The sequence below is a fragment of the Endozoicomonas euniceicola genome (assembly GCF_025562755.1).
GTDB lineage: Bacteria > Pseudomonadota > Gammaproteobacteria > Pseudomonadales > Endozoicomonadaceae > Endozoicomonas_A > Endozoicomonas_A euniceicola.
The window spans coordinates 3,027,418-3,048,940 of record NZ_CP103300.1; the positions used below are offsets into that span (position 1 = coordinate 3,027,418).

The 21,523-nt window shown below is 43.6% G+C and carries 21 protein-coding genes and 3 tRNA genes; 13 read left to right on the forward strand and 11 right to left on the reverse strand.

The features are described from left to right. Positions 1-179 precede the first annotated feature (179 nt). The 4 genes from NX720_RS11925 to NX720_RS11940 all read left to right on the forward strand — a co-directional run bounded on the left by NX720_RS11925 (position 180) and on the right by NX720_RS11940 (position 5,748). Positions 180-2,102, forward strand: a complete 1,923-nt coding sequence (locus NX720_RS11925) for a PrkA family serine protein kinase (RefSeq protein ID WP_262601330.1) — start codon at positions 180-182, stop codon at positions 2,100-2,102. Between the two features lie 65 nt (positions 2,103-2,167). Beyond that, positions 2,168-3,445, forward strand: coding sequence for a YeaH/YhbH family protein (locus NX720_RS11930; RefSeq protein WP_262601331.1), 1,278 nt, complete (start codon positions 2,168-2,170; stop codon positions 3,443-3,445). Further along, on the forward strand, positions 3,442-4,959 hold the full coding sequence (locus tag NX720_RS11935) for a SpoVR family protein (protein ID WP_262601332.1): 1,518 nt from the start codon (positions 3,442-3,444) through the stop codon (positions 4,957-4,959). The genes NX720_RS11930 and NX720_RS11935 overlap by 4 nt, the downstream gene beginning before the upstream one ends. Positions 4,960-5,331: 372 nt before the next feature. Beyond that, the gene (locus NX720_RS11940; RefSeq protein WP_262601333.1) at positions 5,332-5,748 is read left to right on the forward strand and encodes an H-NS family histone-like protein; all 417 of its coding nucleotides are present in this window, start codon (positions 5,332-5,334) and stop codon (positions 5,746-5,748) included. Positions 5,749-5,824: 76 nt separating this feature from the next. Here NX720_RS11940 and phoR read toward each other — a convergent pair whose 3' ends face one another. The 5 genes from phoR to NX720_RS11965 all read right to left on the reverse strand — a co-directional run bounded on the left by phoR (position 5,825) and on the right by NX720_RS11965 (position 10,908). Further along, on the reverse strand, positions 5,825-7,141 hold the full coding sequence (phoR, locus tag NX720_RS11945; RefSeq protein WP_262601334.1) for a phosphate regulon sensor histidine kinase PhoR: 1,317 nt from the start codon (positions 7,139-7,141) through the stop codon (positions 5,825-5,827). A gap of 33 nt (positions 7,142-7,174) precedes the next feature. Beyond that, complete coding sequence (gene phoB, locus NX720_RS11950; protein WP_262601335.1) at positions 7,175-7,864, reverse strand: phosphate regulon transcriptional regulator PhoB; 690 nt, start codon at positions 7,862-7,864, stop codon at positions 7,175-7,177. Positions 7,865-8,002: 138 nt separating this feature from the next. Next, entirely contained in the window at positions 8,003-8,911 is a 909-nt protein-coding gene (gene ubiA / locus NX720_RS11955; protein WP_262601569.1) for a 4-hydroxybenzoate octaprenyltransferase, read from the reverse strand. Positions 8,912-8,977: 66 nt separating this feature from the next. After that, positions 8,978-9,538: a chorismate--pyruvate lyase family protein gene (locus tag NX720_RS11960; protein WP_262601336.1), complete on the reverse strand. Its 561-nt coding sequence runs from the start codon at positions 9,536-9,538 to the stop codon at positions 8,978-8,980. Positions 9,539-9,669: 131 nt separating this feature from the next. After that, positions 9,670-10,908, reverse strand: coding sequence for an NCS2 family permease (locus NX720_RS11965; protein WP_262601570.1), 1,239 nt, complete (start codon positions 10,906-10,908; stop codon positions 9,670-9,672). A gap of 298 nt (positions 10,909-11,206) precedes the next feature. On the opposite strand from NX720_RS11965, the gene NX720_RS11970 reads away from it, so the two are divergent. Together NX720_RS11970 and NX720_RS11975 are read left to right on the forward strand one after the other, a co-directional pair. Further along, the gene (locus tag NX720_RS11970; protein ID WP_262601337.1) at positions 11,207-11,374 is read left to right on the forward strand and encodes a rubredoxin; all 168 of its coding nucleotides are present in this window, start codon (positions 11,207-11,209) and stop codon (positions 11,372-11,374) included. Positions 11,375-11,507: 133 nt separating this feature from the next. Next, positions 11,508-11,783: an HU family DNA-binding protein gene (locus NX720_RS11975; RefSeq protein ID WP_034877734.1), complete on the forward strand. Its 276-nt coding sequence runs from the start codon at positions 11,508-11,510 to the stop codon at positions 11,781-11,783. Between the two features lie 71 nt (positions 11,784-11,854). Here the strand turns inward: NX720_RS11975 and NX720_RS11980 are convergent, their stop codons facing one another. Beyond that, the gene (locus NX720_RS11980) at positions 11,855-12,886 is read right to left on the reverse strand and encodes a hypothetical protein (RefSeq protein ID WP_262601338.1); all 1,032 of its coding nucleotides are present in this window, start codon (positions 12,884-12,886) and stop codon (positions 11,855-11,857) included. Between the two features lie 165 nt (positions 12,887-13,051). On the opposite strand from NX720_RS11980, the gene NX720_RS11985 reads away from it, so the two are divergent. From NX720_RS11985 to NX720_RS27120, 7 genes are all read left to right on the forward strand, one after another. Further along, positions 13,052-13,138 (forward strand) — tRNA-Leu (locus NX720_RS11985). Positions 13,139-13,222: 84 nt separating this feature from the next. Beyond that, a tRNA-Leu gene (locus NX720_RS11990) sits at positions 13,223-13,309 on the forward strand. A gap of 376 nt (positions 13,310-13,685) precedes the next feature. After that, positions 13,686-13,761, forward strand: a tRNA-Thr gene (locus NX720_RS11995). 262 nt (positions 13,762-14,023) lie between these two features. Continuing rightward, a complete protein-coding gene (locus NX720_RS27115) occupies positions 14,024-14,254 on the forward strand; it encodes a transposase (RefSeq protein ID WP_404831089.1) in 231 nt (76 codons plus the stop codon). Between the two features lie 449 nt (positions 14,255-14,703). Beyond that, the gene (locus NX720_RS12000) at positions 14,704-14,841 is read left to right on the forward strand and encodes a hypothetical protein (protein WP_262601339.1); all 138 of its coding nucleotides are present in this window, start codon (positions 14,704-14,706) and stop codon (positions 14,839-14,841) included. A 104-nt stretch (positions 14,842-14,945) separates the two neighbouring features. Then, the gene (locus tag NX720_RS12005; RefSeq protein ID WP_262601340.1) at positions 14,946-15,494 is read left to right on the forward strand and encodes a hypothetical protein; all 549 of its coding nucleotides are present in this window, start codon (positions 14,946-14,948) and stop codon (positions 15,492-15,494) included. Then, a complete protein-coding gene (locus NX720_RS27120; protein WP_404831069.1) occupies positions 15,446-15,823 on the forward strand; it encodes a transposase in 378 nt (125 codons plus the stop codon). Before NX720_RS12005 ends, NX720_RS27120 begins: the two co-directional genes overlap by 49 nt. 442 nt (positions 15,824-16,265) lie before the next feature. Here the strand turns inward: NX720_RS27120 and repC are convergent, their stop codons facing one another. From repC to NX720_RS12030, 5 genes are all read right to left on the reverse strand, one after another. Then, on the reverse strand, positions 16,266-17,171 hold the full coding sequence (gene repC / locus NX720_RS12010; protein WP_262601341.1) for a replication protein C, IncQ-type: 906 nt from the start codon (positions 17,169-17,171) through the stop codon (positions 16,266-16,268). Then, a complete protein-coding gene (locus tag NX720_RS12015) occupies positions 17,146-18,120 on the reverse strand; it encodes a helicase RepA family protein (protein ID WP_262601342.1) in 975 nt (324 codons plus the stop codon). The genes repC and NX720_RS12015 overlap by 26 nt, the downstream gene beginning before the upstream one ends. Beyond that, positions 18,113-18,364: a hypothetical protein gene (locus NX720_RS12020; RefSeq protein WP_262601343.1), complete on the reverse strand. Its 252-nt coding sequence runs from the start codon at positions 18,362-18,364 to the stop codon at positions 18,113-18,115. Before NX720_RS12020 ends, NX720_RS12015 begins: the two co-directional genes overlap by 8 nt. A gap of 321 nt (positions 18,365-18,685) precedes the next feature. Next, the gene (gene traI, locus NX720_RS12025; protein ID WP_262601344.1) at positions 18,686-20,653 is read right to left on the reverse strand and encodes a TraI/MobA(P) family conjugative relaxase; all 1,968 of its coding nucleotides are present in this window, start codon (positions 20,651-20,653) and stop codon (positions 18,686-18,688) included. Next, positions 20,631-21,227, reverse strand: a complete 597-nt coding sequence (locus tag NX720_RS12030) for a hypothetical protein (protein ID WP_262601345.1) — start codon at positions 21,225-21,227, stop codon at positions 20,631-20,633. The genes traI and NX720_RS12030 overlap by 23 nt, the downstream gene beginning before the upstream one ends. Positions 21,228-21,523: the final 296 nt, after the last annotated feature.

The following is a 21,523-nucleotide window of genomic DNA, read 5'->3' on the forward strand; positions in this document are numbered from 1 at the left end:
GAGCTCAGGGCTGTTTTGAGCTCAGGGCTGTTTTGAGCTCAAGGCTGTTTTTTGACAGTTCTATAATTAAAAAGTGGTCTTTGTACTGATTCTGTCGATAACCCTGTTGTGAGAAGACTGTTTGCGCAGCCTCAGCATGGGAATCGACCCAACACATCAGACAGGGCAGGTGACGCGATATGGATATCTTTGACAGCTATCAACAGAGGTTTCAATCCCATCAACAGGAAGAGCTGACGATTCAGGAATACTTGCAGTTATGCAGGGATGAGCCTTCCACTTACGCTAATGCTGCTGAACGCATGTTGCAGGCCATTGGCGAACCGGAAATGATCGACACTTCCAGAGACCCACGGCAAAGCCGAATTTTTTCCAATAAACTGATCAAGTGTTATCCCGCCTTCAAAGAGTTCTATGGCATGGAAGAAGCTATTGAACAAATTGTGTCGTTTTTTAAACACGCCGCTCAGGGGCTGGAAGAGAAAAAGCAAATACTTTATCTGCTGGGACCGGTGGGTGGTGGTAAATCCTCTCTGGCTGAGAAGCTTAAAGCGCTGATGGAAAAAGTTCCTTTCTACGCCATTAAGGGGTCTCCGGTATTTGAATCCCCTCTGAACCTGTTTAATGCCGATGAAGACGGTGACATCCTGACCAGTGAATACGGTATTCCCGGTCGTTATCTTGGCGGCATCATGTCCCCCTGGGCGGTTAAACGGCTGAATGAGTTTGGCGGCGACATCACCAAGTTTAAAGTGGTTAAACTCTACCCCAGTATCCTGAACCAGGTAGCCATTGCCAAAACTGAGCCGGGGGATGAAAACAATCAGGATATTTCCAGCCTTGTGGGTAAGGTCGATATTCGCCAGCTGGAAGAATACTCTCAGGACGATCCCGACGCTTACAGCTTCTCTGGCGCGTTGTGTAATGCCAACCAGGGCATCATGGAGTTTGTGGAAATGTTCAAGGCACCTATCAAGGTGCTGCACCCGTTGTTGACGGCGACGCAGGAAGGTAATTACAACAGTACCGAAGGCATGGGAGCGATTCCTTACAACGGTATTATTCTTGCTCACTCCAATGAGTCGGAATGGCAGAGTTTCCGTAACAATAAAACCAATGAAGCGTTCATTGACCGGGTGAATATCGTCAAGGTGCCCTATTGCACCAGAGTGAAAGAAGAAATACAGATATACGAAAAACTGCTGGAAAACAGTTCTTTGAAAGAGTCGCCCTGTGCGCCGGATACTCTGAAAATGCTGGCTCAGTTCTCGGTGCTGTCGCGGGTGAAAGAGCCGGAGAACTCCAACGTTTATTCCAAGATGCGAGTGTACGACGGTGAAAGCCTGAAGGACACCGACCCGAACGCCAAACCATTACAGGAATACAAAGACGCCGCTGGCGTTGATGAAGGCATGGAAGGGTTGTCAACGCGCTTTGCGTTCAAGATTCTTTCCAAAGTCTTCAACTTTGATCCCGGTGAAGTCGCTGCCAACCCGGTACACATGCTTTATGTTCTGGAGCAGCAGATTGAACAGCAGCAGTTCCCGAAAGAAATCCATGAGCGTTATTTGCGCTATGTGAAAGAGTTCCTGGCACCGAAATACATTGAGTTTCTGGGCAAGGAAATTCAGACCGCTTACCTGGAATCCTATTCTGAGTACGGTCAGAACATCTTTGACCGTTACATTACCTACGCTGACTTCTGGATTCAGGACCAGGAATACAGAGACCCGGAAACCGGTGACATTCTTGATCGCGCTACCATCAATGAAGAGCTGGAAAAAATCGAGAAAGCCGCCAGTATTGCCAACCCTAAAGACTTCCGTAACGAAGTCGTTAATTTCGTATTAAGGGCTCGGGCAAACAACAACGGCAAAAATCCTGCATGGTCGAGCTATGAAAAAATGCGTTCAGTGATTGAGAAGAAAATGTTCTCTAACACTGAAGACCTCCTTCCGGTTATTTCTTTCAACGCCAAAAGCAGCAATGACGACCAGCGTAAACACAACGAGTTTGTAAAACGTATGGTCAACAGAGGTTACACCGAGAAACAGGTAAGACTGCTGGCTGAATGGTACATACGCGTAAGAAAGTCTCAGTAGCTGTGAGGTCAGCAGGCGGGGCAGGGACTGCCCCGTCGTACGACTAACAAACAGGGAGCGTGTGAATGAGTATAATCATTGATCGTCGTCTGAACGGAAAGAATAAAAGTACGGTAAATCGTCAGCGCTTTCTTGACCGCTATCGCAAGCATATCAAGAAAGCCGTTTCTGAAGCGGTCAATAAACGCTCCATTACGGATGTTGAGTCTGGCAGTGAAGTGACTATTCCTACCAAGGATTTATCCGAACCCCACTTTCAGCATGGTCAGGGTGGTCGTTATAAACAGGTGCATCCGGGCAATAAGGATTTTGTTCAGGGTGATCGTATCAAACGTCCTAACGGTGGGGCAGGGCGCGGCAGTGGTGCTGGCAAGGCCGGTAATTCCGGCGATGGAATGGATGAATTTACTTTCCAGATTAACCACGAAGAATTTCTCTCCCACATGTTTGACGATCTGGAACTGCCCAACCTGGTTCGCAAACAGCTCCATGACGCCACCGAGTATGAAACCAAAAATGCTGGCTTTACCAATGAAGGTTCACCGGATCGCTTAAACATTGTTCGCTCACTGCGTTCAGCCCATGCCCGAAGGATTGCTTTGGGTGGTTCCAGCCGCAAAGAAATTCGAGCCCTCAAAAAAGAACTCAGGGAAATGGAAGTCAGCCCTGACGCGACGGACCTGGAACGGGCAAATGAGTTGCGGGAAGAGATCAAGCGGCTGAACGGTAAGCTGAAAAAGCTGCCGTTTATTGATGATTTCGATCTCAAGTACAACAATCGTATCCGGGTACCACGCCCCAGCAATAAAGCGGTGATGTTCTGTGTTATGGATGTATCAGGTTCCATGACGCAGGAAATCAAGGACATGGCTAAACGCTTTTTTATCTTGTTGTATCTGTTCCTGCAACGTAATTACAAACAGATCGAAGTGGTCTTTATTCGTCACCATACCGCAGCCAAAGAAGTCGACGAAGATGACTTTTTCTATTCAAGAGAAACCGGTGGCACCATTGTATCCAGTGCCCTGGAAATGAGCCGGGACATTATCGACAAACGTTACAGTCCGACTGACTGGAACATCTACATTGCCCAGGCTTCCGATGGTGATAACTGGGAAGGCGACTCCAGCGTCTGCTCAAAAATTCTTACCGAATCTATTATGCAAAAGGTGCAGTATTTCTCTTACGTAGAGATTACGGATCGCGCCCACCAGAACCTGTGGCGAGAATACGAATCGGTGGCCGAGCAGTTCCCGGACCACTTTGCCATGCAGCAGATCAAAACGCCTGAAGATATTTTCCCGGTCTTCCGGAGACTGTTTGAGAAGAAGGAAAACGCATGAGCGATGATGAACAGTACATTTCCACCGGTCCCGACTGGACCTTTGAGCTGATTGAAGAATACGACCGGGAACTGGCTCGGATCGCCGATAAGTTCCGGTTGGATACCTACCCCAACCAGATTGAAATCATCAGTTCTGAACAGATGATGGATGCCTATTCCTCCACGGGCATGCCATTGATGTACAACCACTGGAGTTTTGGCAAACAGTTTCTCCATACCCAGCAAAATTATCAGCGCGGACGCATGGGGCTGGCTTACGAGATTGTGATCAATTCTGACCCCTGCATCGCTTACCTGATGGAGGAAAACACCGTGACCATGCAGGCGCTGGTGCTGGCTCATGCCTGTTACGGACACAACTCCTTTTTTAAAGGTAATTACCTGTTCCGGACCTGGACCGACGCTGAATCCATTATCGATTATCTGATGTTTGCCAAGTCTTACATTGCTCAGTGTGAAGAGAAGTATGGCGTGGAAAAGGTTGAAGAAATTCTGGATGCCTGTCATGCCCTGATGAGTCAGGGGGTCAATCGTTATAAGCGGCCTCGCCCGTTGTCTGCGGAACAGGAAAAGGCCCGCCAGCAAGAACGTGCTGAATACATTCAGCGGACCCTGAACGATATCTGGAGTACGATCCCCAAATCAGAGGAGAAGGCCGAAAAGAAAAAAGTCCGCTTTCCCAAAGACCCGGAAGAAAACGTACTGTATTTTCTGGAAAAGCATGCGCCACTGCTGGAAACCTGGCAGCGTGAGCTGGTGCGCATTGTCCGGAAAATTGCCCAATATTATTACCCGCAACGACAGACTCAGGTAATGAACGAAGGCTGGGCCACTTTCTGGCATTACAACCTGATGAATGAACTGCATAACGAAGGCAAAGTGACTGACGGCTTTATTATGGAGTTTCTCCACTCACATTCTAACGTTATTTATCAGCCTCCGTTTGACAGTCAGTTTTACAGTGGTATCAACCCTTATACACTTGGCTTCAATATGTTTCAGGATATTCGCCGAATCTGTGAAAATCCGACTGATGAAGACCGGGAGTGGTTTCCGGATATTGCCGGTAGCGACTGGCTCGAAACCGTGCATTTCGCCATGAAAAACTTCAAGGATGAAAGCTTTATTCTGCAATTCCTCTCCCCGAAGGTCATGCGGGATTTAAGGTTGTTTTCAGTGCTGGACGACGAAAGTAAGTCCTATCTTGAAGTGGATGCTATTCATAATGGCACCGGCTATAAAGAAGTCAGGGAAGCGCTGGCAGCCCAATACAATCTGGGCAATCGGGAACCTAATATTCAGGTTTACGACGTTGATACCAGGGGAGACCGGACGCTAACACTGAGGCACTATGAACACCAGGGTCGACCTCTGGATAAAACCACGCCTGAGCTGTTAAAGCACATTCACCGGCTGTGGCAATTCGATGTCACCATCGAAACCTGTCAGAGTGATAAAGTGACCCAGTCTTATCACTGTCCGGAAAAAGGCACGTCATCAAAAGATAAGTAAATCAAAGTATCGAACCTGTATTGCTGACAAAGCAGGCAGGTCGATTCACAGACGTTCTGCTGGATTATAACGCTTAATAAAATCTTACATCGATTGATTCCCGTCATGTGTTGAATACCATTTACAGGAAAAGAAAGATTTGCAGGCGATCTCGCTTCAGGGAATAAATAAAATTTTGATAAGACCCATTTTAAGTCAACAATGTTATATTGTGTTCATTCAATTGCAGGTTTTTACATTTTTATTTCGTAAAATAGACTTGAATACTTCCATCAATTAAAACCTTGCGGTATAAATAAGAGCACCTAGATTAACACCCACGTCCGTACAAGCATAATTCGGATATTAAGTCAGATGAGGGAGTCATTTTAAATGAACGTTTTTGAAGAAATTCAACACCGCCTGAGCAGTAAAACCCGTATTCGTTCCCTGTTCAAAGATGTTCATGCTGAAGATCTGGAGCGCATCATTTCTCGCATGAACGACGTTCTTTCTGAAAAGCTGGAAGCTCGTGATAAAGAAGAAGAACAGCGCCAGGCTAAAATGGAAAGCATTGAAGCGATCAAGCAGATTATGAATGATCGTGGCGTATCCCTGGATGATCTGGGTGCTCTGGAGCTGGAACTGCCTAAAAAGCGTCGTAATATTCAGAAGTTCACTTTTGAATACCAGACTGAAGCAGGCGACACTATTCAGTGGCAAGGCGCAACCACTGGCCGTCTGCCTCGAGACTTCCAGGCTTACCTGGATCGCACTGGCAAAAAACGTCTGGATTGCGTTGCTGAATAATTCTTTCAGCCGTCAACATAAAAAAGGGAGCGTCTGCTCCCTTTTTTATGTTGATAATATTGACCGTTTTGGTCACTCATTCATCGGCTAAAATCATCAACCGTTTCTTAGGAAAATGGCAAACAAACTTACTGCCCTTGCCCGGATGACTGCTGATACTGATCCGCCCTCCGTGACGAAGCATAATATGCTTTACAATGGCCAGCCCCAGGCCGGTTCCGCCGGTTGCATGACTACGACTCTTATCGACCCGGTAAAAACGCTCGGTTAATCGGGGAATATGGATTGGATCAATACCAATACCGTTATCTTCCACCATTAAATGACCACGATCTTCATCCTGCCACCATCGCACATAAATCTTGCCACCTGCCGGGGTATAGCGCACCGCATTGAACACCAGGTTCGAGAACGCACTGCGCAGCTCGTGGGCGCAACCCCCCAGCTCGGCATCCTCCGGGCATTCCAGATAAATCTTATGCTGGCTTTCCCCACTTAATGCCTTGCCATCCTCAACAATGGCGTGCAGCATCGGTCGCAGGCTGACAGCGCTGTTCTCATCGATTTCAGCGGCTTCCAGCTTAGACAGCGTCAACAGGTCCTGCACCAACCCCTGCATACGCAGTGACTGCTCCTGCATACGGTTCATGGCCTTGCTCCAGACCGGTGGAAGGTCATGGTCGTGCAGGCCGTCAATCAACGTTTCCAGATAGCCGGAGATCACCGTCAACGGGGTTCTCAGCTCATGGGAAACGTTTGCCACAAAGTCCTTACGCATGATTTCCAGCTGCATAAGGCGAGTGACATCGCGGACAATAATCATGCGGTTGCCACGACCATACACAGTGACATTGACTTCAATCTGGTACTCATCATTGAGTGGCGAGGGAATCAACAGCGGTTTCTGATAACGCCCCTGCTCAAAATAATCCACAAAACGTGGGTCACGCAGCAAGTTCGTGATGGGTTGTCCCTTGTCGTCGGGAGTCTTGAAGCCTAACAACTCTTCCGCAGCAAGGTTCCACCATTCAAGGTTGTTATGGCGGTCCACCATAATCACCGCATCTTTTAATGCGGTAGTCGAAGACTGGATTCGGTCTATAACCGTAGAAAGGCGACGGCGGGCGCGTCCATGGTGTTTCTGAAGGCGATAGATTCCATCGAATATCTCACCCCATAAGCCTTTGCTTTCAGGCGGCTCTTCGTTGCGGTCTTTGGCTGCATGGAGCCAGTCCAGCAACCGGAACAGCTCTTTGACACTCCAGAGGCAATAAGTCATCAGTACGACGGAGAGCCCAAGAAAGGCATTGCCCAGAAGCCAGCCAAGGCAGAAGCCGACACCGGAAAGTAACAGCATTCGGCTCAGGACGTAAGATTTGGTAATACTGGTCATTCCGACTCTATTTTCGAATTTTAATGAACTGTCTTAAACCTTTACAGAGAATCGGTAACCCGTACCGCGAACCGTCTGCACAAAGCCTTCATAGTCTGACCCCAGCGCCTTGCGTAGCCGACGAATATGCACGTCGACGGTTCTTTCTTCCACGTACACATTGCCTCCCCAGACCTGGTCCAGCAACTGCCCGCGGGTGTAAGCCCGTTCCTGGTGCGTTAGAAAAAACTGCAACAAACGGTATTCCGTGGGACCCATCTCTGCCGGGTTGCCGTTGATACTGACACGATGGCTCACAGGGTCAAGCTCAAGGCCTTTAATAATAATCGGGCTCTGGGCGTCCTGCCCACCGGCACGGCGCAGTACCGCTTTCAGGCGTGCTGCCAGCTCCCGTGGTGAGAAGGGTTTGACGATATAGTCGTCTGCGCCCGTTTCCAGCCCCTGAATTTTATGGTCTTCCTCGCCTTTTGCGGTCAGCATGACAATGGGTATCTCAGAGGTCAGCTCATTGCGTTTTAAACGACGCGCAAATTCAATGCCGGAGATATCGGGCAACATCCAGTCCAGCAAAACAAGGTCTGGCTTATGATCGATAACCTGAGCGTGTGCCTGTTTGGCGTCAGCCGCTTCCAGACAGTCATAACCCGCCATTTCCAGAGCGACTGAGACCATTTCCCTGATGGGTTCTTCGTCGTCGACGATGAGAATTGTTCTTCCTGACATGCCTGTTCACCTTTCCTGTCTCATCTGTTACGGAGCCTGGCAGCCTGTTTTGCCAGATAAAATCACTCATTTGCGCCATTACACAGCCCAAATGTTACAAACAGATGACATCTCTATGTTGTAGAAGCTCAAAAAGGCTTAAACATAACTGAAAGCAATGCCGAGGAAAATCACGGCTCCTACCCAGTGATTACTGAGAAACGCTTTAAAGCAGCTCATCCTTTCCCGATTTCGCGTCCGTAACTGCTGATGAACAAACAAGCCTGCGGCAACCACCAGTGAACAATAAAAACTCAGGCCAAGACCTGCCTGAATACCGACCATGACCAATGTAGCAAGCGCCAGGCATTGAAGAAGCCCGATAATGATGTTGTCCAGATCGCCAAACAAAATAGCCGTAGATTTAATATCAATTTTCACATCATCATCACGATCCACCATGGCGTACTGGGTATCGTAACCGACCGTCCAGAACACGTTGCCAAGAAACAATAGCCAGCCAATCTGGCTTATGCTTCCACTCTCAGCCGCGTAGGCCATGGGGATAGCCCAGCCAAAAGCGGCTCCCAGAACCACCTGGGGCAAATGAGTAAAGCGTTTGGCAAATGGATAAATAGCCGCAAGGGCAAGTCCACCCAGAGAAAGCATTATTGTCAGAGGGTTTGTCAGCAGTACAAGAACGAAAGAGAGGGCGACCAGAAGCGAGAAAAAGATCAGAGCTTCTTTTTCATGGATTTTTCCCGTTACCAGGGGGCGGTTACTGGTTCTTTTTACACGACCGTCAAAGTGGCGGTCAGCGTAGTCGTTGATGACACAACCGGCACTGCGCATCAGGACGACTCCGGCAATAAAAATTAACAGGTTTTTCAGGCTTGGCAGACCTTCTGCCGCCATCCACAATGCCCAAAGGGTGGGCCATAACAAAAGGTAGATGCCAATAGGGCGATCCAGCCGACACAGCTGGGCAAAATCCTTTATGCGGGGGTAACGGGCAGAAAAAGATTGAAGGTTAAAAGAGTCCCCCGCCAGCTTTTTAAGATACGTCATAATCATTGTCATTGTTGCAACTGGCTTGGGTTTCAGTCTAACAGGTTAGACTTTCTATAAGTACTCTTACATAGGTTTCGAATCGTATTCCGGTAAAAAAACTTCGCAAACCGAAATGGTTTTACCATTCAGGAAAAACTGCGATCGTCTTCCCCAGGCGCTCTCTTCCTTATATGGTCGATCTAAATGTGGATTAAACTGGCAGGCGGGTAGTTCATCAATCTCAATCTGACCTCGCTTGAGTGACGGCTGGTTAAACAGAAACTCCCCCAGCGGGCGCTCTCCCAGCTCCAGTAATTCCCGATTGGCTCCGGTCAGGCTGCTGGCAGGCAGTACACTTCTGGCAAAAACAGCAGGTTGGTCATCGACCATCAATAACACTTCCCGAATGCTGGCCATTTCATGACTGCACCCCAGAAACTCCAGCTCTGAACGGAATGGAATACCCCATTCCTGCCTCAGTACTTTGACCCGGAATTGTCTGGCACACGTGGACTTCAGGCGCTGGGTCAGTGACCCGGAATCCAACAGCCAACTTCTGTAGGGTTCCGGAATATTCCTCATACACTCATCGGTCAGCACGGGTTTGGGCTGCCAGGTCTGGTGAGCAAAATCTATAAACGGCATTGGTTGTATTCAACTGATCTGCTGACTATCCAGAACACAATAGCACTTTGAGACAGGGTTCTGTAGGAGGATTCTTTAGCAGAGCAAGGTGTGCAGGACGCACACCTTTTGCAGAAGGGAAACTGAAGTATTCAGATACCAAAAAACACAAACTTCAGTGCAAACAGAGCAGCCAGAGCCCAGACACTAATGCTCACATCAGAAGTCCGGCCAGCCAGCACCTTAATGACCGGGTAAGCAATAAAACCAAGGGCAATGCCGTTAGCGATAGAAAAGCTCAGGGGCATCATAATCGTGGTGATCAATACCGGCCCGGCTTCGGTCAGGTCATCCCAGTCGATGCGGGTCAGGCTGCCTACCATCAGAACCGCGACATAAACCAGTGCGCCCGCCGTTGCATAGGCAGGCACCATTCCAGCCAGGGGCGACAGGAACATGCACAGCAGGAACAATGCACCTACAGTGACAGCGGTTAAACCGGTGCGGCCACCGACTGCCACACCAGAGGCGCTTTCAACGTAAGTGGTGACGGTTGGCGTACCCATAATGGCACCCATCCAGGACGCTGCCCCATCGGTCATGAGGGCGCGATTCATGTTGGCCATCTTGCCATTTTCGTCAGCCAGGCCCGCTTTGTCTCCCACAGCGATCAAAGTACCGGTGGTGTCGAACAGGTTTACAAACATGAAGGCAACAATGACACCAATCATCTCAGGCGACAGAGCACCCATAATATCCAGCTTGCCAACAATGGGAGCAATGCTGGGTGGTGTAGCCACAATGCCGGTAAAGGACACGTCACCAGCGATCAGGGCAATCAGGGAGACAATACCAATAGCAATCAGTACCGACGCTTTAATACCACGGAAAGACAGACCAAGAATCAGGAACAGGCTCAGGCTCGCCATCAGCGGGCCAAACTGAGTGATATCCCCCAGGGTAACAATGGTTCCGGGGCTGGCCACCACGACTCCGGCACTTTTAAGACCAATCAGAGCCAGGAACAGACCGATACCACTGGTGATACCCACCCGAAGTCCGGCAGGAATGCTGTCGATGATCCATTCACGGACTTTCAACAGGCTTAACAGCATAAAGCCAATACCGCCCCAGAACACCGCACCCATTGCCTGTTCCCAGCTGTACCCCATGCCCTGAACAACGGCATAGGCGAAGAAAGCATTCAGTCCCATGCCCGGAGCCAGGCCAACCGGCCAGTTCGCGTAGACACCAATAAAGATGCTGCTGAGACCTGCCACCAGACAGGTTGCGGCAAACAGTGCACCGGAATTCATACCGGCATCTGACAAAATAGCCGGAATAACAAAGATCACATAACACATGGTGATGAAGGTGGTTGCACCGGCCATCAGCTCCGTTTTAACGGTGGTATTGTGTGCGCTCAGTTTGAAAATACGTTCGAGAAATGAAGGTTTCAGCCCTGCGGAGGCGCCGAGAATCTCCTGTGTCGTGTTGTTCACACCTGACTCCTAAATAGTTCAAGCGTTTATTATCCAGCCATGGTACCAATATTCATATCAGGGAAAAGCACATTCAATTTAGTTGAATGTTAAGTATTTATCTGAAATTTAATGACAGGCCCATTGACTGGATTTACACCCTGACTAAAGCTATAAAAACTAAAACCATCGATAGAGAGGGGGGAGTATGAAAAAGTGGCAATGCATTGTCTGTGGGCTGATTTACGACGAAGCAGAAGGCTGGCCAGAAGACGGCATAAAACCAGGTACTCGCTGGGAAGATGTGCCGGAAGACTGGCTCTGTCCTGACTGTGGGGCTGAAAAGTCAGATTTTGAAATGCTGGAAATGGCCTGAATTCAGTTGAAAGCCCGACTATCAAGGCATTCAGGCGCATTCAGCTATTGCCCTTATGGCATCAGTGAATTAGTCTGTTTGTTGTTGCCTCACCAATGGGACACAAAAAAACAACAAGGGAGTCCATGACACCATGCGCAAACCAGATCTCGTTAATGCCATTGCCGATCAGGCAGACCTTACCAAAGACGAAGCCGGTAAGGCCCTGAACGCACTCATTGACGTTATTACCAAAGCACTCAAAGAAGAAGATACTGTGAGCCTTGTAGGCTTTGGTACTTTTCTGCAACGCAGTCGTGCAGCCAGGACAGGCAAGAACCCGCAAACCGGTGAAGCTATCCAGATCGCAGCCAGTAATACCGTTGCTTTTAAACCGGGAAAAGCATTGAAAGATGCGGTAAACGATTAAGCATTAGATTCCTGTTTTCATACAATAATAGAGCTCGTTTGCAGCAGCATTCGAGCTCTTGTTGTCATGGGTCATGTCTGTTTTTTAAGCCAGACTTTTTCTGCAAAATGGCTGAGCGCCCAGAAACTCAATCCCAGCAAAACAAAAAACAGCGCCTGATGCATCACGTCCCAGACGTATTCAAAAAACAGAGTGTAAATGAGAAGAACGAAAAAACTGATACCCACATGCCGGTAAACATCATCATCCCATTTTGCCCCAACCCAAATAGCGACTCCACAGGCAAGGGCTAATGGCAGGTTCCACTGCCACAGTTCGTACTGGGATACATCACTCCAGCGGGCGATACTGTCATAATTACCAAAGACAGCCACTCCCCATAACCCAACAAACAGGCTCAACAGTCCTGCTATTTTTGTCATTGGAAAGAGCGACCTGGTGACAGAACTGTACGACATTAAATAGCTAAAACATAAAACAACCGCAGCAAAAAGGCTGAACCGGACAGGCATATTCATGCCATAAAAATAAAGGGAGTCGCCTGCCTGATAATAGGTTTCTTCAGTAAACCACCAGAACAGCGCTATCAGCGCAAACAGCCATAGTGTCCGGGAAAAAAGAACCAGACCTGCAAGGGCATAGATAAAGAAAGCCAGAAACAACAGTAACGAAAAGTGACCAATGCCAGTATCCAGTGCCTGACCCAGAAACCAGTCCGACGCAGCGATTAATAATACGCCAAGAAAATAGAAAGACTCCCGGGTATAAAACCGGCCCGGTGCCTTCTTCCCAAACTGATAGCCAAAATACAAAACCAAAACAGCAGTAACGGCAAAACCGGCAGACTTTATTATTGCGGAGGCATCAAACAGTTTTAACAGAAGCTCAACCAGTTTTTCATCTATCAGAACAGCAACAATAGCTAAAACACCACAAACGATTGTGCAGTAAAAAGCATAACGTGCCATAAGCTGCCAGCCGTTTTTCTTTTCTTTAACCGACTGTCGCAGGCGTGCCGATTGCTCGTCGGTTAACAGCGCCCTGTCTACCCAGAAGCTCAACAGCTGGTTAAGAAGTCGCATGTCTTTCCTGTTTAACTGCATTCGGACCTCCCCTGTAATAACTTAAGTATCAACTACTTATGAAAGCACTTTTGCATTGCATGCGTAAAATCCGCAATCAAATTTTCAACCGTAAAGTGTTGACTCTTTCAGTGATCATCCCTACTATTCGCACCACTTGCTGAGCACGACAACGCAGCTCACGAGGCCCAGGTGGCGGAATTGGTAGACGCGCTAGCTTCAGGTGCTAGTGTCCGAAAGGGCGTGGAAGTTCGAGTCTTCTCCTGGGCACCAACTCATTACTTGATCAATGAGTTATTTTCGGGTTCAATCCTGATCCCACAAAGAACATTCAAGAGTTCTTAAAAAACTTGATTTGCCCAGGTGGCGGAATTGGTAGACGCGCTAGCTTCAGGTGCTAGTGTCCGAAAGGGCGTGGAAGTTCGAGTCTTCTTCTGGGCACCAAATTCCCAAAAAAGCTGAATCAGCTCTTTATTAAAGAGTGGTTCGGCTTTTTTCTTATGTGCATTTCAAAAACCTGCCTGTCTTACTTTTGTTTCATTAATTTGCATTTTCTCCCCTATGGAATAGGCAATGTCTCACACAGGCCAGAGCTTTTTTCACCTGCCAGAAAATTCTGAACCCTGCATAATGGAACCATCAGCACGGCAGGACGCCAAAACGGTCAGGAAGACTCAGGCTGATACAGGAAACAGTTTGGCAGAATGTCATTCGACACGGATTGTCACCAAAGCAGACCCTAAGGGTCTGTTTTCGTTTATAAATTCATAAAGCGTGTTGACAAAAACAAGCTCCGAACATAAGATACGCATCGTTCCTTGCCGGTATAGCTCAGTTGGTAGAGCAACTGACTTGTAATCAGTGGGTCCCGAGTTCGACTCTTGGTGCCGGCACCATATAAAGCTTGTTAAATCAAGCACTTAGAAGCCCTGATGTACGCATCAGGGCTTTTTTGTACACGCCCAAAAATGTTTTACTCACCCCATTTACTCATCCTTTCTCATGATCTTTTTTTTCATTACTCACCCTTCATAGGATGAGTAAGAGATTTGGACTCATCCCTTATAAATTAGGCTCATTATGGGTTTCAGGGAGGTGAAATAAACTCGGTTTTTCCGACTGTTTACTCATGCCATACCAAGCAAAAATACTGGCATGATGAGGTTTCACGATCTCCTCGATAATGCAAAATGTTACGAACAGTTGAGGCAGCTACGCTGGCCTGCTGGTGTGTACTGCCCGCATTGCGGTAGTCAGAACGTCATAGACGGGGAAAGCATAAGACTCAGCCTGATAAGCAGCGCTACGAGTGTAAGGGATGCCAGCGTGACTTCGATGAGACGAGGGAAAGCCTCTATGTCAGGGTTGCTGGAGTTGCTTTTAAGCTAACTCCCTGAAACCCATAATGAGCAATAAATTATATACACGTCATTTGTTGTATTTGTTGTGCGAAAATTAGCAACTGTTGAACTAACGCTTAGTTTGAACAATCGTTCAATATTTAGCCATATAATTATTTTATTTTAGTGCGATGAATCAGTACTATTTCAAAGCTAACGATCCATCGGCATCTCAACAATTTGGGTGTTGATCTGGAAACTGGTGGGTCGTTAGTATAACTAACTTGAGAGCCAAAATAAGCCTTCTCAGGGGATTTTATACTGCTGTTTAGGATATGGGTGTCACACAAGAAAACAGTATTCCCACGGCAGAACTCACCTTGATCAGCCGAAATAAGCTTGAACTACAGTATCAAGGCTAAACAAGATGAGTACTGCAAATACTAAATTAGTTGAAAAAAACTGCTGACCTGTTTCGATCAGTCAGAATTCCTCAAGATGGCTGAACAATTGGGCTTTACTATACGACAGCGGAATATACACCTTCTGGACTTTATTCTGTCACTCATTGCCGCCCTTGGTGGCGATGGGAACTGGCTGATCTACACCGTAAATTTAATGAGCTCACCGGCCTGAATGTGTCCTATCGCTCTTGGGCAAATCAGGCTAAAAAAGATGCTCTGCCCACTCTCATCCTATAGCTATGGCTGCAATGTCTGGAAATATTTTTCCGTAAGGTCATGGCGTTTGACGAGAGCAGTCCGCTTTCGGAATTTGAGCATATTCTTATTCAGGATGGCTCCTCACAGGCTGTCTATGATGCATTGAAGGAAGCGTTCCTCGAACGGTTTTCAACGGTCAGCCCGGCGGCAGTAGAGCTTCATACGACACTGGATCTTCTCACCAATAATCTGGTGCGAGTACAGCTCACTGAAGATACCCGCTCAGAAATGGACTGCCTGCCGCCATTGCCAACTTCAATGGCTTACGTGCTAATGCTCATGGATGCCAGTTACTTTGAACTGGAGCTTTTTGCGGCTATTGATGACAGAGAAGGCGCTCTTATCTGCAAGGCACCACAAAGCATCAACCCGACAATACTCAGCGCAGTGAGAGAAGACGGGAAAAAGCTTAACCGTTACAAAGGTCAAAAGCTAAAGGATGTCCTGTCCGGTTTCCCTAAAGATCAATGCCTCGATCTTGATGTGGAATGGTCTGACTATAAACGTTGGCATACCGTTTGGTTGTCCGCTGGAATGAGAAGAAACAGAAGTGGGCTTTCATTGTAACGAACCTTGCTCGTGCGGAGTTTACCCTGAGCGAAGTGCTACAGGCCTATCGCCTCCGGTGGCAGGTAGAGCTGATCTTCAAAGAGATCAAATCCTACTCAGGGTGGCATCGCTTTAATACAAAATCAGCCACACTGGTGTTCAGCCTGATCTTGATGTCCTTTGTGGTTGTGACGTTGAAAATGGAGTCAGTAAAGCGTCTGATGTCCTGTATCAGAAAGCTCCTTTTATTCTGGGAGCAGAACGCTAAACGTGAATACCCTGCACGAGACGGATACTCAGGGCGTACACACTTGGGATTATGTAAGCTGGGTGGGGCTCTACCCTAAGAGTCTTTTAGCATGCCTGCAAGATGATTAAGGGCTTCAGCAAGGGTGTTTAACTTGTGCTTTATTTTATACCTTTTTGAAATTATTTTTAATTAAAGGGGAAGGAAAAGAGTAAAAGTTGGAAATACAGGCAAAAATAAAATATTAAAATTATTGAATTCTAGTTTTGTATTTAACAACAGATAATTGAAATTGAATTTAACAAATACAAAGCAAAGCTTTGCTTTGCAAATCTTGAATTCAATAAACAATATATAGCTTCAATTTTCTTTTAAAACTCTAAACGAGTTTTAAAAGAAACTTTAAAAGACCATTTTTCAAAATTGCTACAAGTAGCGAAAAATCAACACAAACAAGATGTTTTCAAACCAAGTAATGTAACCGTAATCTCACCGAAAGGTTACAGTAATCTCACCGAAAGGTTACAGTAATCTCACCGCAATTATTCTCTATCAATAATTACATACTCAACTTTCTTGTTTGTTTTAATATTGTCTTTATGCTGTTTTTTGATTGATACAGTCCAGCCATAAAAGTTATTCATGCTTTTTAAAAATGTTCTTACTTTCGACCTATATACTTTTTTAGTAGACTCACTATAGTTATCGAAATCATTAAAAACTTTACGACAAATATTATCTAAAAGTATCTTCTTGCCCTTTGTGTGCTGCCAGATGCAGCTTGATAAATAACTGTAAACAAGAATGGATAAACTATCTTTAATCTGTCTCAAATCTGACATGTTTACATAAGTAAAATGAGAACTTAATATAGCTGCTGCGCTTTTTGAATTAATCGATATTATTAGCTCTCCAGTATCTTTATCAGTCTGATAGTCTAACATTTTCATCGAATATCTTGATCCATTTTCGTCAACAAAGAAAACAACACCTGCCAAGCGATCCAGATAATTACATAAGCTGGAATAAGTATCGCCACCCTTCTTATACCCAGCAGCAGTATAAATATTTTCGGCTTTACATCTAATGTAAATAATGGGATCAAAAATATCTTTATCATTATCAGTTAGCATAAATATGCCTGATCTAATCTTTTTGATTGACTCTGTTTCAGCATCATTTTCAATAACCTTGCCTATATTTTGGTGTGTGCATAAAGACAAGATTGCTAAAAACATCTTTTTATCATTGCCGTTCAAAAAATCGAAAGACTTGATAGTTAAAGTAATTCCTTTATGTTCAATAACTTCCTTATAGTATCTCAGGCTATTATGAGTCTGCCAAACTTGAAACAACTTTATGTAAGTGAAAATTGGACTTACTTTGATAGAATCTTTTTCTTTTTTTAAATTTATTTTTTTATTATTTTTCTTTAACTCTGTTACCATAATTAATCTTTTTCCTTTTATCTTTTTCTGTTCTTCTCTCTTCTAATTCTTGCTTCATCGATTGTTTCTCGATTTTTTTAAAAGTACACGCAGCTATGTCGGGAATATTTGAGCTAATACGCTTATATAAAAAAACTTCTTTATTATTAGAAAAATTAGCCTTAGGCATTGCTAAAGCACAGTAATGCTTCTTCTCATCGTCTTTTAAATTTAAAAGCCCGTAGTCCAAGAAGACACTATCAGCAACATTACCAACAACTGCGTTCCACTTACTATGGTCGACAAGAACTGCGCTACCTTTGCATGCAAACTGACTTAAATCTGAACTTTTTCCGGCTTCCTTACTACTATGATGTGTAAAGCCAACGATAATATTAAACTTTTTCGCAATGGTAATAATTTGCTTTGTAACTATATCCATTTCACTACCGTCTAACTCATTTTTGTTGTGGAAACACCTAAATGTATCAAGAAAAAGTATGTCGTATTTAGCGGCATAGTAACTTAAATATTCGGCCCAGTACGTACTCATTATGTCTGGAGTTTCATTGTATAAATCATTAACAACAAAGTTATTACATATTAAATCTAGTTGTTCATCATTTAATTTACTTAAAAAATTGTAGTCACGATGCCAGCTTGGTGCGTCCGGGTCTTCAACCGGAAAATAAGCAGCTTTAACATTACTAATTGTTCCTCTGAGTCCTGTATTTGTTAGTGTATAGCCGCAGGCTTCGAGCAGCATTTGCTGCACAAGCGTTGATTTGCCGATTGCGCCAATACCAACAAAACTTGCCATGATGCCTCGTGGTGCGCCAAGCAGTAATGTTTCAATTGGCTTAGGTTTAGCTCTAGCCCTTAACCTTAAATCTCTTTCATTTCTTGTTATTTCACTTGTCGTAGTAATTATCTTATTATTATTTAGTAATTGTTCTTCATGACTAAACACGTCTGTTTCTCCTTTTTTCTGGATTTGTTAATCCTTTTTTAATTTTGATTTGCTTAAAATATGTTTCAAAAGAACTTGTTTTAATAATAATTCCGGTTTCTTTTCTGAACGCTGTATTAAGTTGTTCATAGCTATATTTACTGACTTTCAGTTTAAACAATTCATCAAAAAACTGCTCGACTATATCAATAGTTCTTATTGCCTTGACGGGTTTTTCATTTTTTAAATGATCTAATAATGACATTTTATTCTCCTGTTTTTTTTATTCTCCGAAATAATATTAGAGTAATTAATTTAGTAATCGTCAAATTTATTCTAACACTAAAGTAAATTTTCAAGAATATGTTAACTTATATAAGTTTTTAAATAATTACATGAACGACAATTTACATATAAAAATAAATCAAAGAAAACACAAATAAAGGCATAGAACTTTCTACCTTTTTAAGTTTAAAATAAGGTTGGCAACTAACACATAATAATGAACAAAATAAAACACAAATAAGGGCGTAAAAGTTTCTACCTTTTTGGCTTGCATTCTGATTGGCAACAAAGTTGGCAACAATCACGGTTCGTTGTCTCGTTCGTCATGCTCTTTGTCTTTCTCCTTCCTTTGTTTTGCTTTCTTTTTATGCTCTTGCTTGAAGTCCCTGTCAGACACATCTATAAGCCTGTTATTAGGCTTTTGCTGCTGGCGTTCTTGCTTCATCTGTTTATGTTGTTTTGTCTGCTCTATCCTTTTATATTCTTTTATTTTATCTTCAAGATCTTCATTTGTAATACTTATGTATTTGTATTTCGCTGCTAACCTACACACTCTATCTTTGTAGTCGTTATCGCCCGTCAAATATACTTTATTGTTGTACTGCTTTGCGGCAAGTAGGAGTCCTGCTTCCAGCTCATCGTCTGTATTTTTTTCGACATTATCAAAACTTATTTTGTTGCCCTTATCGATGAAAATTACTTCGTTATTTTTGATGAATTCGATTTCTTTTGTGTCATTGTTATATTTAAAATCAATATCCCTGAACAGTTGTTTTTGTTCGATTTTGAAATTAGGCAGGTTAGTGGATCGATATTGACTGCTTGCGTTTAGTGCTTTTTCTTGCTCGTTAAATCTCTTTTTATTTAACCTGTATTCTTTGTTTTTTTTTGCTGTCTTTTGGTATTTATATGTGCGGTCTTTTGCTTTTTCATCAACAAAATCGATCCAATTTATATTTTTTATTGGATATTTTTCTTCTACACCTTTTAATGCCTGTCTTTTTTCTTGCAGCACTTTTTCATTTTGTTTAAGGGTGTTAAAAGCATTCTCGCTCCTCATTTTAAGATATATATCCTTCGGCAAGTGCTTTACACTCAGCTCCATTCTCTTAAGGGCACATTGTGACCTAAATCCATCTCTTTGCTGTTTCTTTATTTCTTTATAATGTTTATCCAATTTTTGTCGTATTTCTTTTTGTTCTTTTTTTCTGGGAATATCATATGTTTTTTTGTAGTAATCTTTTTCAGATTTGAAGTCCTCATACATTAATTGTGATTCTGTTTTTTCTTTGTTTTTCTTTACCTCCTTTTCTGTTAGTGGTTTATCCATTTTTTTTGGCTGTGTAAGTTGTTTTTCTGGATTATATTTTTTTTCTGGCATTACTGCGTAATGGTTTATTGTTGATTTTTCATACTTACCCAAGTCTTTTTCAAGTTTTGCTTTACTAAAGTAGCGTCCTATGTCACTAGCTTTTGCTGAATACTTATCATTATTGATATCGTGAATTGTTAGGCCGTTGCCTTTTTGTTCAAATTTAAGATTATACTTAGCAAGCTCATTATGCAAATCACCCCAGTTATTGCAATTATCTTTTTTAAATGCGGTTAATGGCTTAGTTACTTCTTCTTTTATATAACTTTTAAAACTTTGTGTATGGTTAAAAGTTTCTAGTTGTGCTGCTTTGCCTTTAGCTGCATCTCTGTCTTTATTTTTATAATCGGGATTCTCGAAGATATGCTTGTTGCCACTGGTGTCGCTGCGAACAACGTATAAGCCGTTGTCGTGACTAAATCCTAGCTCAAGCTCAATTTCTCTCATTGCCCTGTGGGATGACTTGTGTAGCCAGTCGGGGTTATGGCAGTGGCTTACGCCCGTTAACTCATTTACGTATACTTTATTAATAAGTAAATGCAGATGATGGTGCTGGGTATTTTCATGAAGTACTGAAATCGCCTGATGATCACCCCATCCCATTTTTTTTAAAAATGATTTTGATACTTGCTTTAAACTATCTTTATTCAACTTATGTTTTTCATCTTCAGGAAAAGATATTATGCAATGAACAACAGGATCTTTTTTATCAAGATTCTGATCAGCAGTAAGTTTCATAATTCTTGCTGCTTGCTGTTTATTATTGGCAATTAAATTGAAGTAAAATACAGCTTCTTCTTTATCACGATACTGTTTAGCATCGTCGTCAATATATTCTATCGCAGACCTAAATGAAGTTTTTCCATCTTTTCTTTTATCTGGGAATATTATCACCATTTTGTTTATCTCCTATTATTTTTGTTATATAAATAAGTTCACTAAAGGTGTCTTGTTCATTGTTTATCTTGGAAATCAACTGCTTCATTACATTATTTAGCTCGTCGTACTTTGACATAATAAGTTTTCTTCTTTGATTAACGGACTTAAGTTCATCAATTATACTTTTAGTTAATTTCTCATACTTGTTAAGAGATAAGTAATGCAGCTTTGCCATGCCGTAAAGCCTGTTAAAAAGCAAATCCAATTGATCAGTTTTAGTTTTTTCAGTAGGCTTTGGAATATTTTTTTTGATTATTCTGTGACGAACTAATGCGGACTTTCTTATATTCATATTTTTTGATTCTTCATTAATTTGATCTAATTCAGACTGAGATACAAGTACTTTATATTCTGCCCTTTTAGTAATTTTTTGGGGCTGGTCATTGCGGCAATATTTAAATTTTTCATTAAACAAACAAGCTCTAATATATTCGCTAAATGTCGCATACTGATATTCTAGCTGTCTTTCTATTGCATACTTTTTTTCTTCATTACTTACGCTGTAATAAATATACTTGTCTCTTCTGCTCACTTAACTCTCCTTAATATATGTGTGTAATGTTCAGGATTCTTAAGGATGAAATCCTTAAGCTGGATTGCCAAATAAAATGTGCGAAACTACAAAGTAGTTGAGAACTTTTATGCCTCCCATCCGATCTACGTAGTAGTCGGGGGGAGTGGCGCATCCAGTCCTTCTTATTAATTTACTTATAAGCATATTGTAAAACAAACACCTTACGTAACAAAGCAGTAGCCTGCACATATAAAAACAGTAAGCAATACAAGAGAAAGCAAAAGAGAAGCAAGACAAAAGCAATTTAATTGCAA

Excerpts from the sequence above, each read along its gene's own strand:
- NX720_RS11965 (WP_262601570.1), bottom strand. The coding sequence starts at position 10,908 with ATGGCCGGTGCAACCACCTTCATCACCATGTGTTATGTGATCTTTGTT.
- phoR (WP_262601334.1), bottom strand. The coding sequence starts at position 7,141 with ATGACCAGTATTACCAAATCTTACGTCCTGAGCCGAATGCTGTTACTT.
- NX720_RS11960 (WP_262601336.1), bottom strand. The coding sequence starts at position 9,538 with ATGCCGTTTATAGATTTTGCTCACCAGACCTGGCAGCCCAAACCCGTG.
- repC (WP_262601341.1), bottom strand. The coding sequence starts at position 17,171 with ATGGTAACAGAGTTAAAGAAAAATAATAAAAAAATAAATTTAAAAAAA.
- NX720_RS12005 (WP_262601340.1), top strand. The coding sequence starts at position 14,946 with ATGGCGTTTGACGAGAGCAGTCCGCTTTCGGAATTTGAGCATATTCTT.
- NX720_RS11980 (WP_262601338.1), bottom strand. The coding sequence starts at position 12,886 with ATGCAGTTAAACAGGAAAGACATGCGACTTCTTAACCAGCTGTTGAGC.
- NX720_RS12020 (WP_262601343.1), bottom strand. The coding sequence starts at position 18,364 with ATGTCATTATTAGATCATTTAAAAAATGAAAAACCCGTCAAGGCAATA.
- NX720_RS11940 (WP_262601333.1), top strand. The coding sequence starts at position 5,332 with ATGAACGTTTTTGAAGAAATTCAACACCGCCTGAGCAGTAAAACCCGT.
- NX720_RS11975 (WP_034877734.1), top strand. The coding sequence starts at position 11,508 with ATGCGCAAACCAGATCTCGTTAATGCCATTGCCGATCAGGCAGACCTT.
- traI (WP_262601344.1), bottom strand. The coding sequence starts at position 20,653 with ATGGTGATAATATTCCCAGATAAAAGAAAAGATGGAAAAACTTCATTT.
- NX720_RS11970 (WP_262601337.1), top strand. The coding sequence starts at position 11,207 with ATGAAAAAGTGGCAATGCATTGTCTGTGGGCTGATTTACGACGAAGCA.
- NX720_RS11935 (WP_262601332.1), top strand. The coding sequence starts at position 3,442 with ATGAGCGATGATGAACAGTACATTTCCACCGGTCCCGACTGGACCTTT.
- NX720_RS27115 (WP_404831089.1), top strand. The coding sequence starts at position 14,024 with ATGAGGTTTCACGATCTCCTCGATAATGCAAAATGTTACGAACAGTTG.
- NX720_RS12000 (WP_262601339.1), top strand. The coding sequence starts at position 14,704 with ATGGCTGAACAATTGGGCTTTACTATACGACAGCGGAATATACACCTT.
- NX720_RS11925 (WP_262601330.1), top strand. The coding sequence starts at position 180 with ATGGATATCTTTGACAGCTATCAACAGAGGTTTCAATCCCATCAACAG.
- ubiA (WP_262601569.1), bottom strand. The coding sequence starts at position 8,911 with ATGACGTATCTTAAAAAGCTGGCGGGGGACTCTTTTAACCTTCAATCT.
- phoB (WP_262601335.1), bottom strand. The coding sequence starts at position 7,864 with ATGTCAGGAAGAACAATTCTCATCGTCGACGACGAAGAACCCATCAGG.
- NX720_RS11930 (WP_262601331.1), top strand. The coding sequence starts at position 2,168 with ATGAGTATAATCATTGATCGTCGTCTGAACGGAAAGAATAAAAGTACG.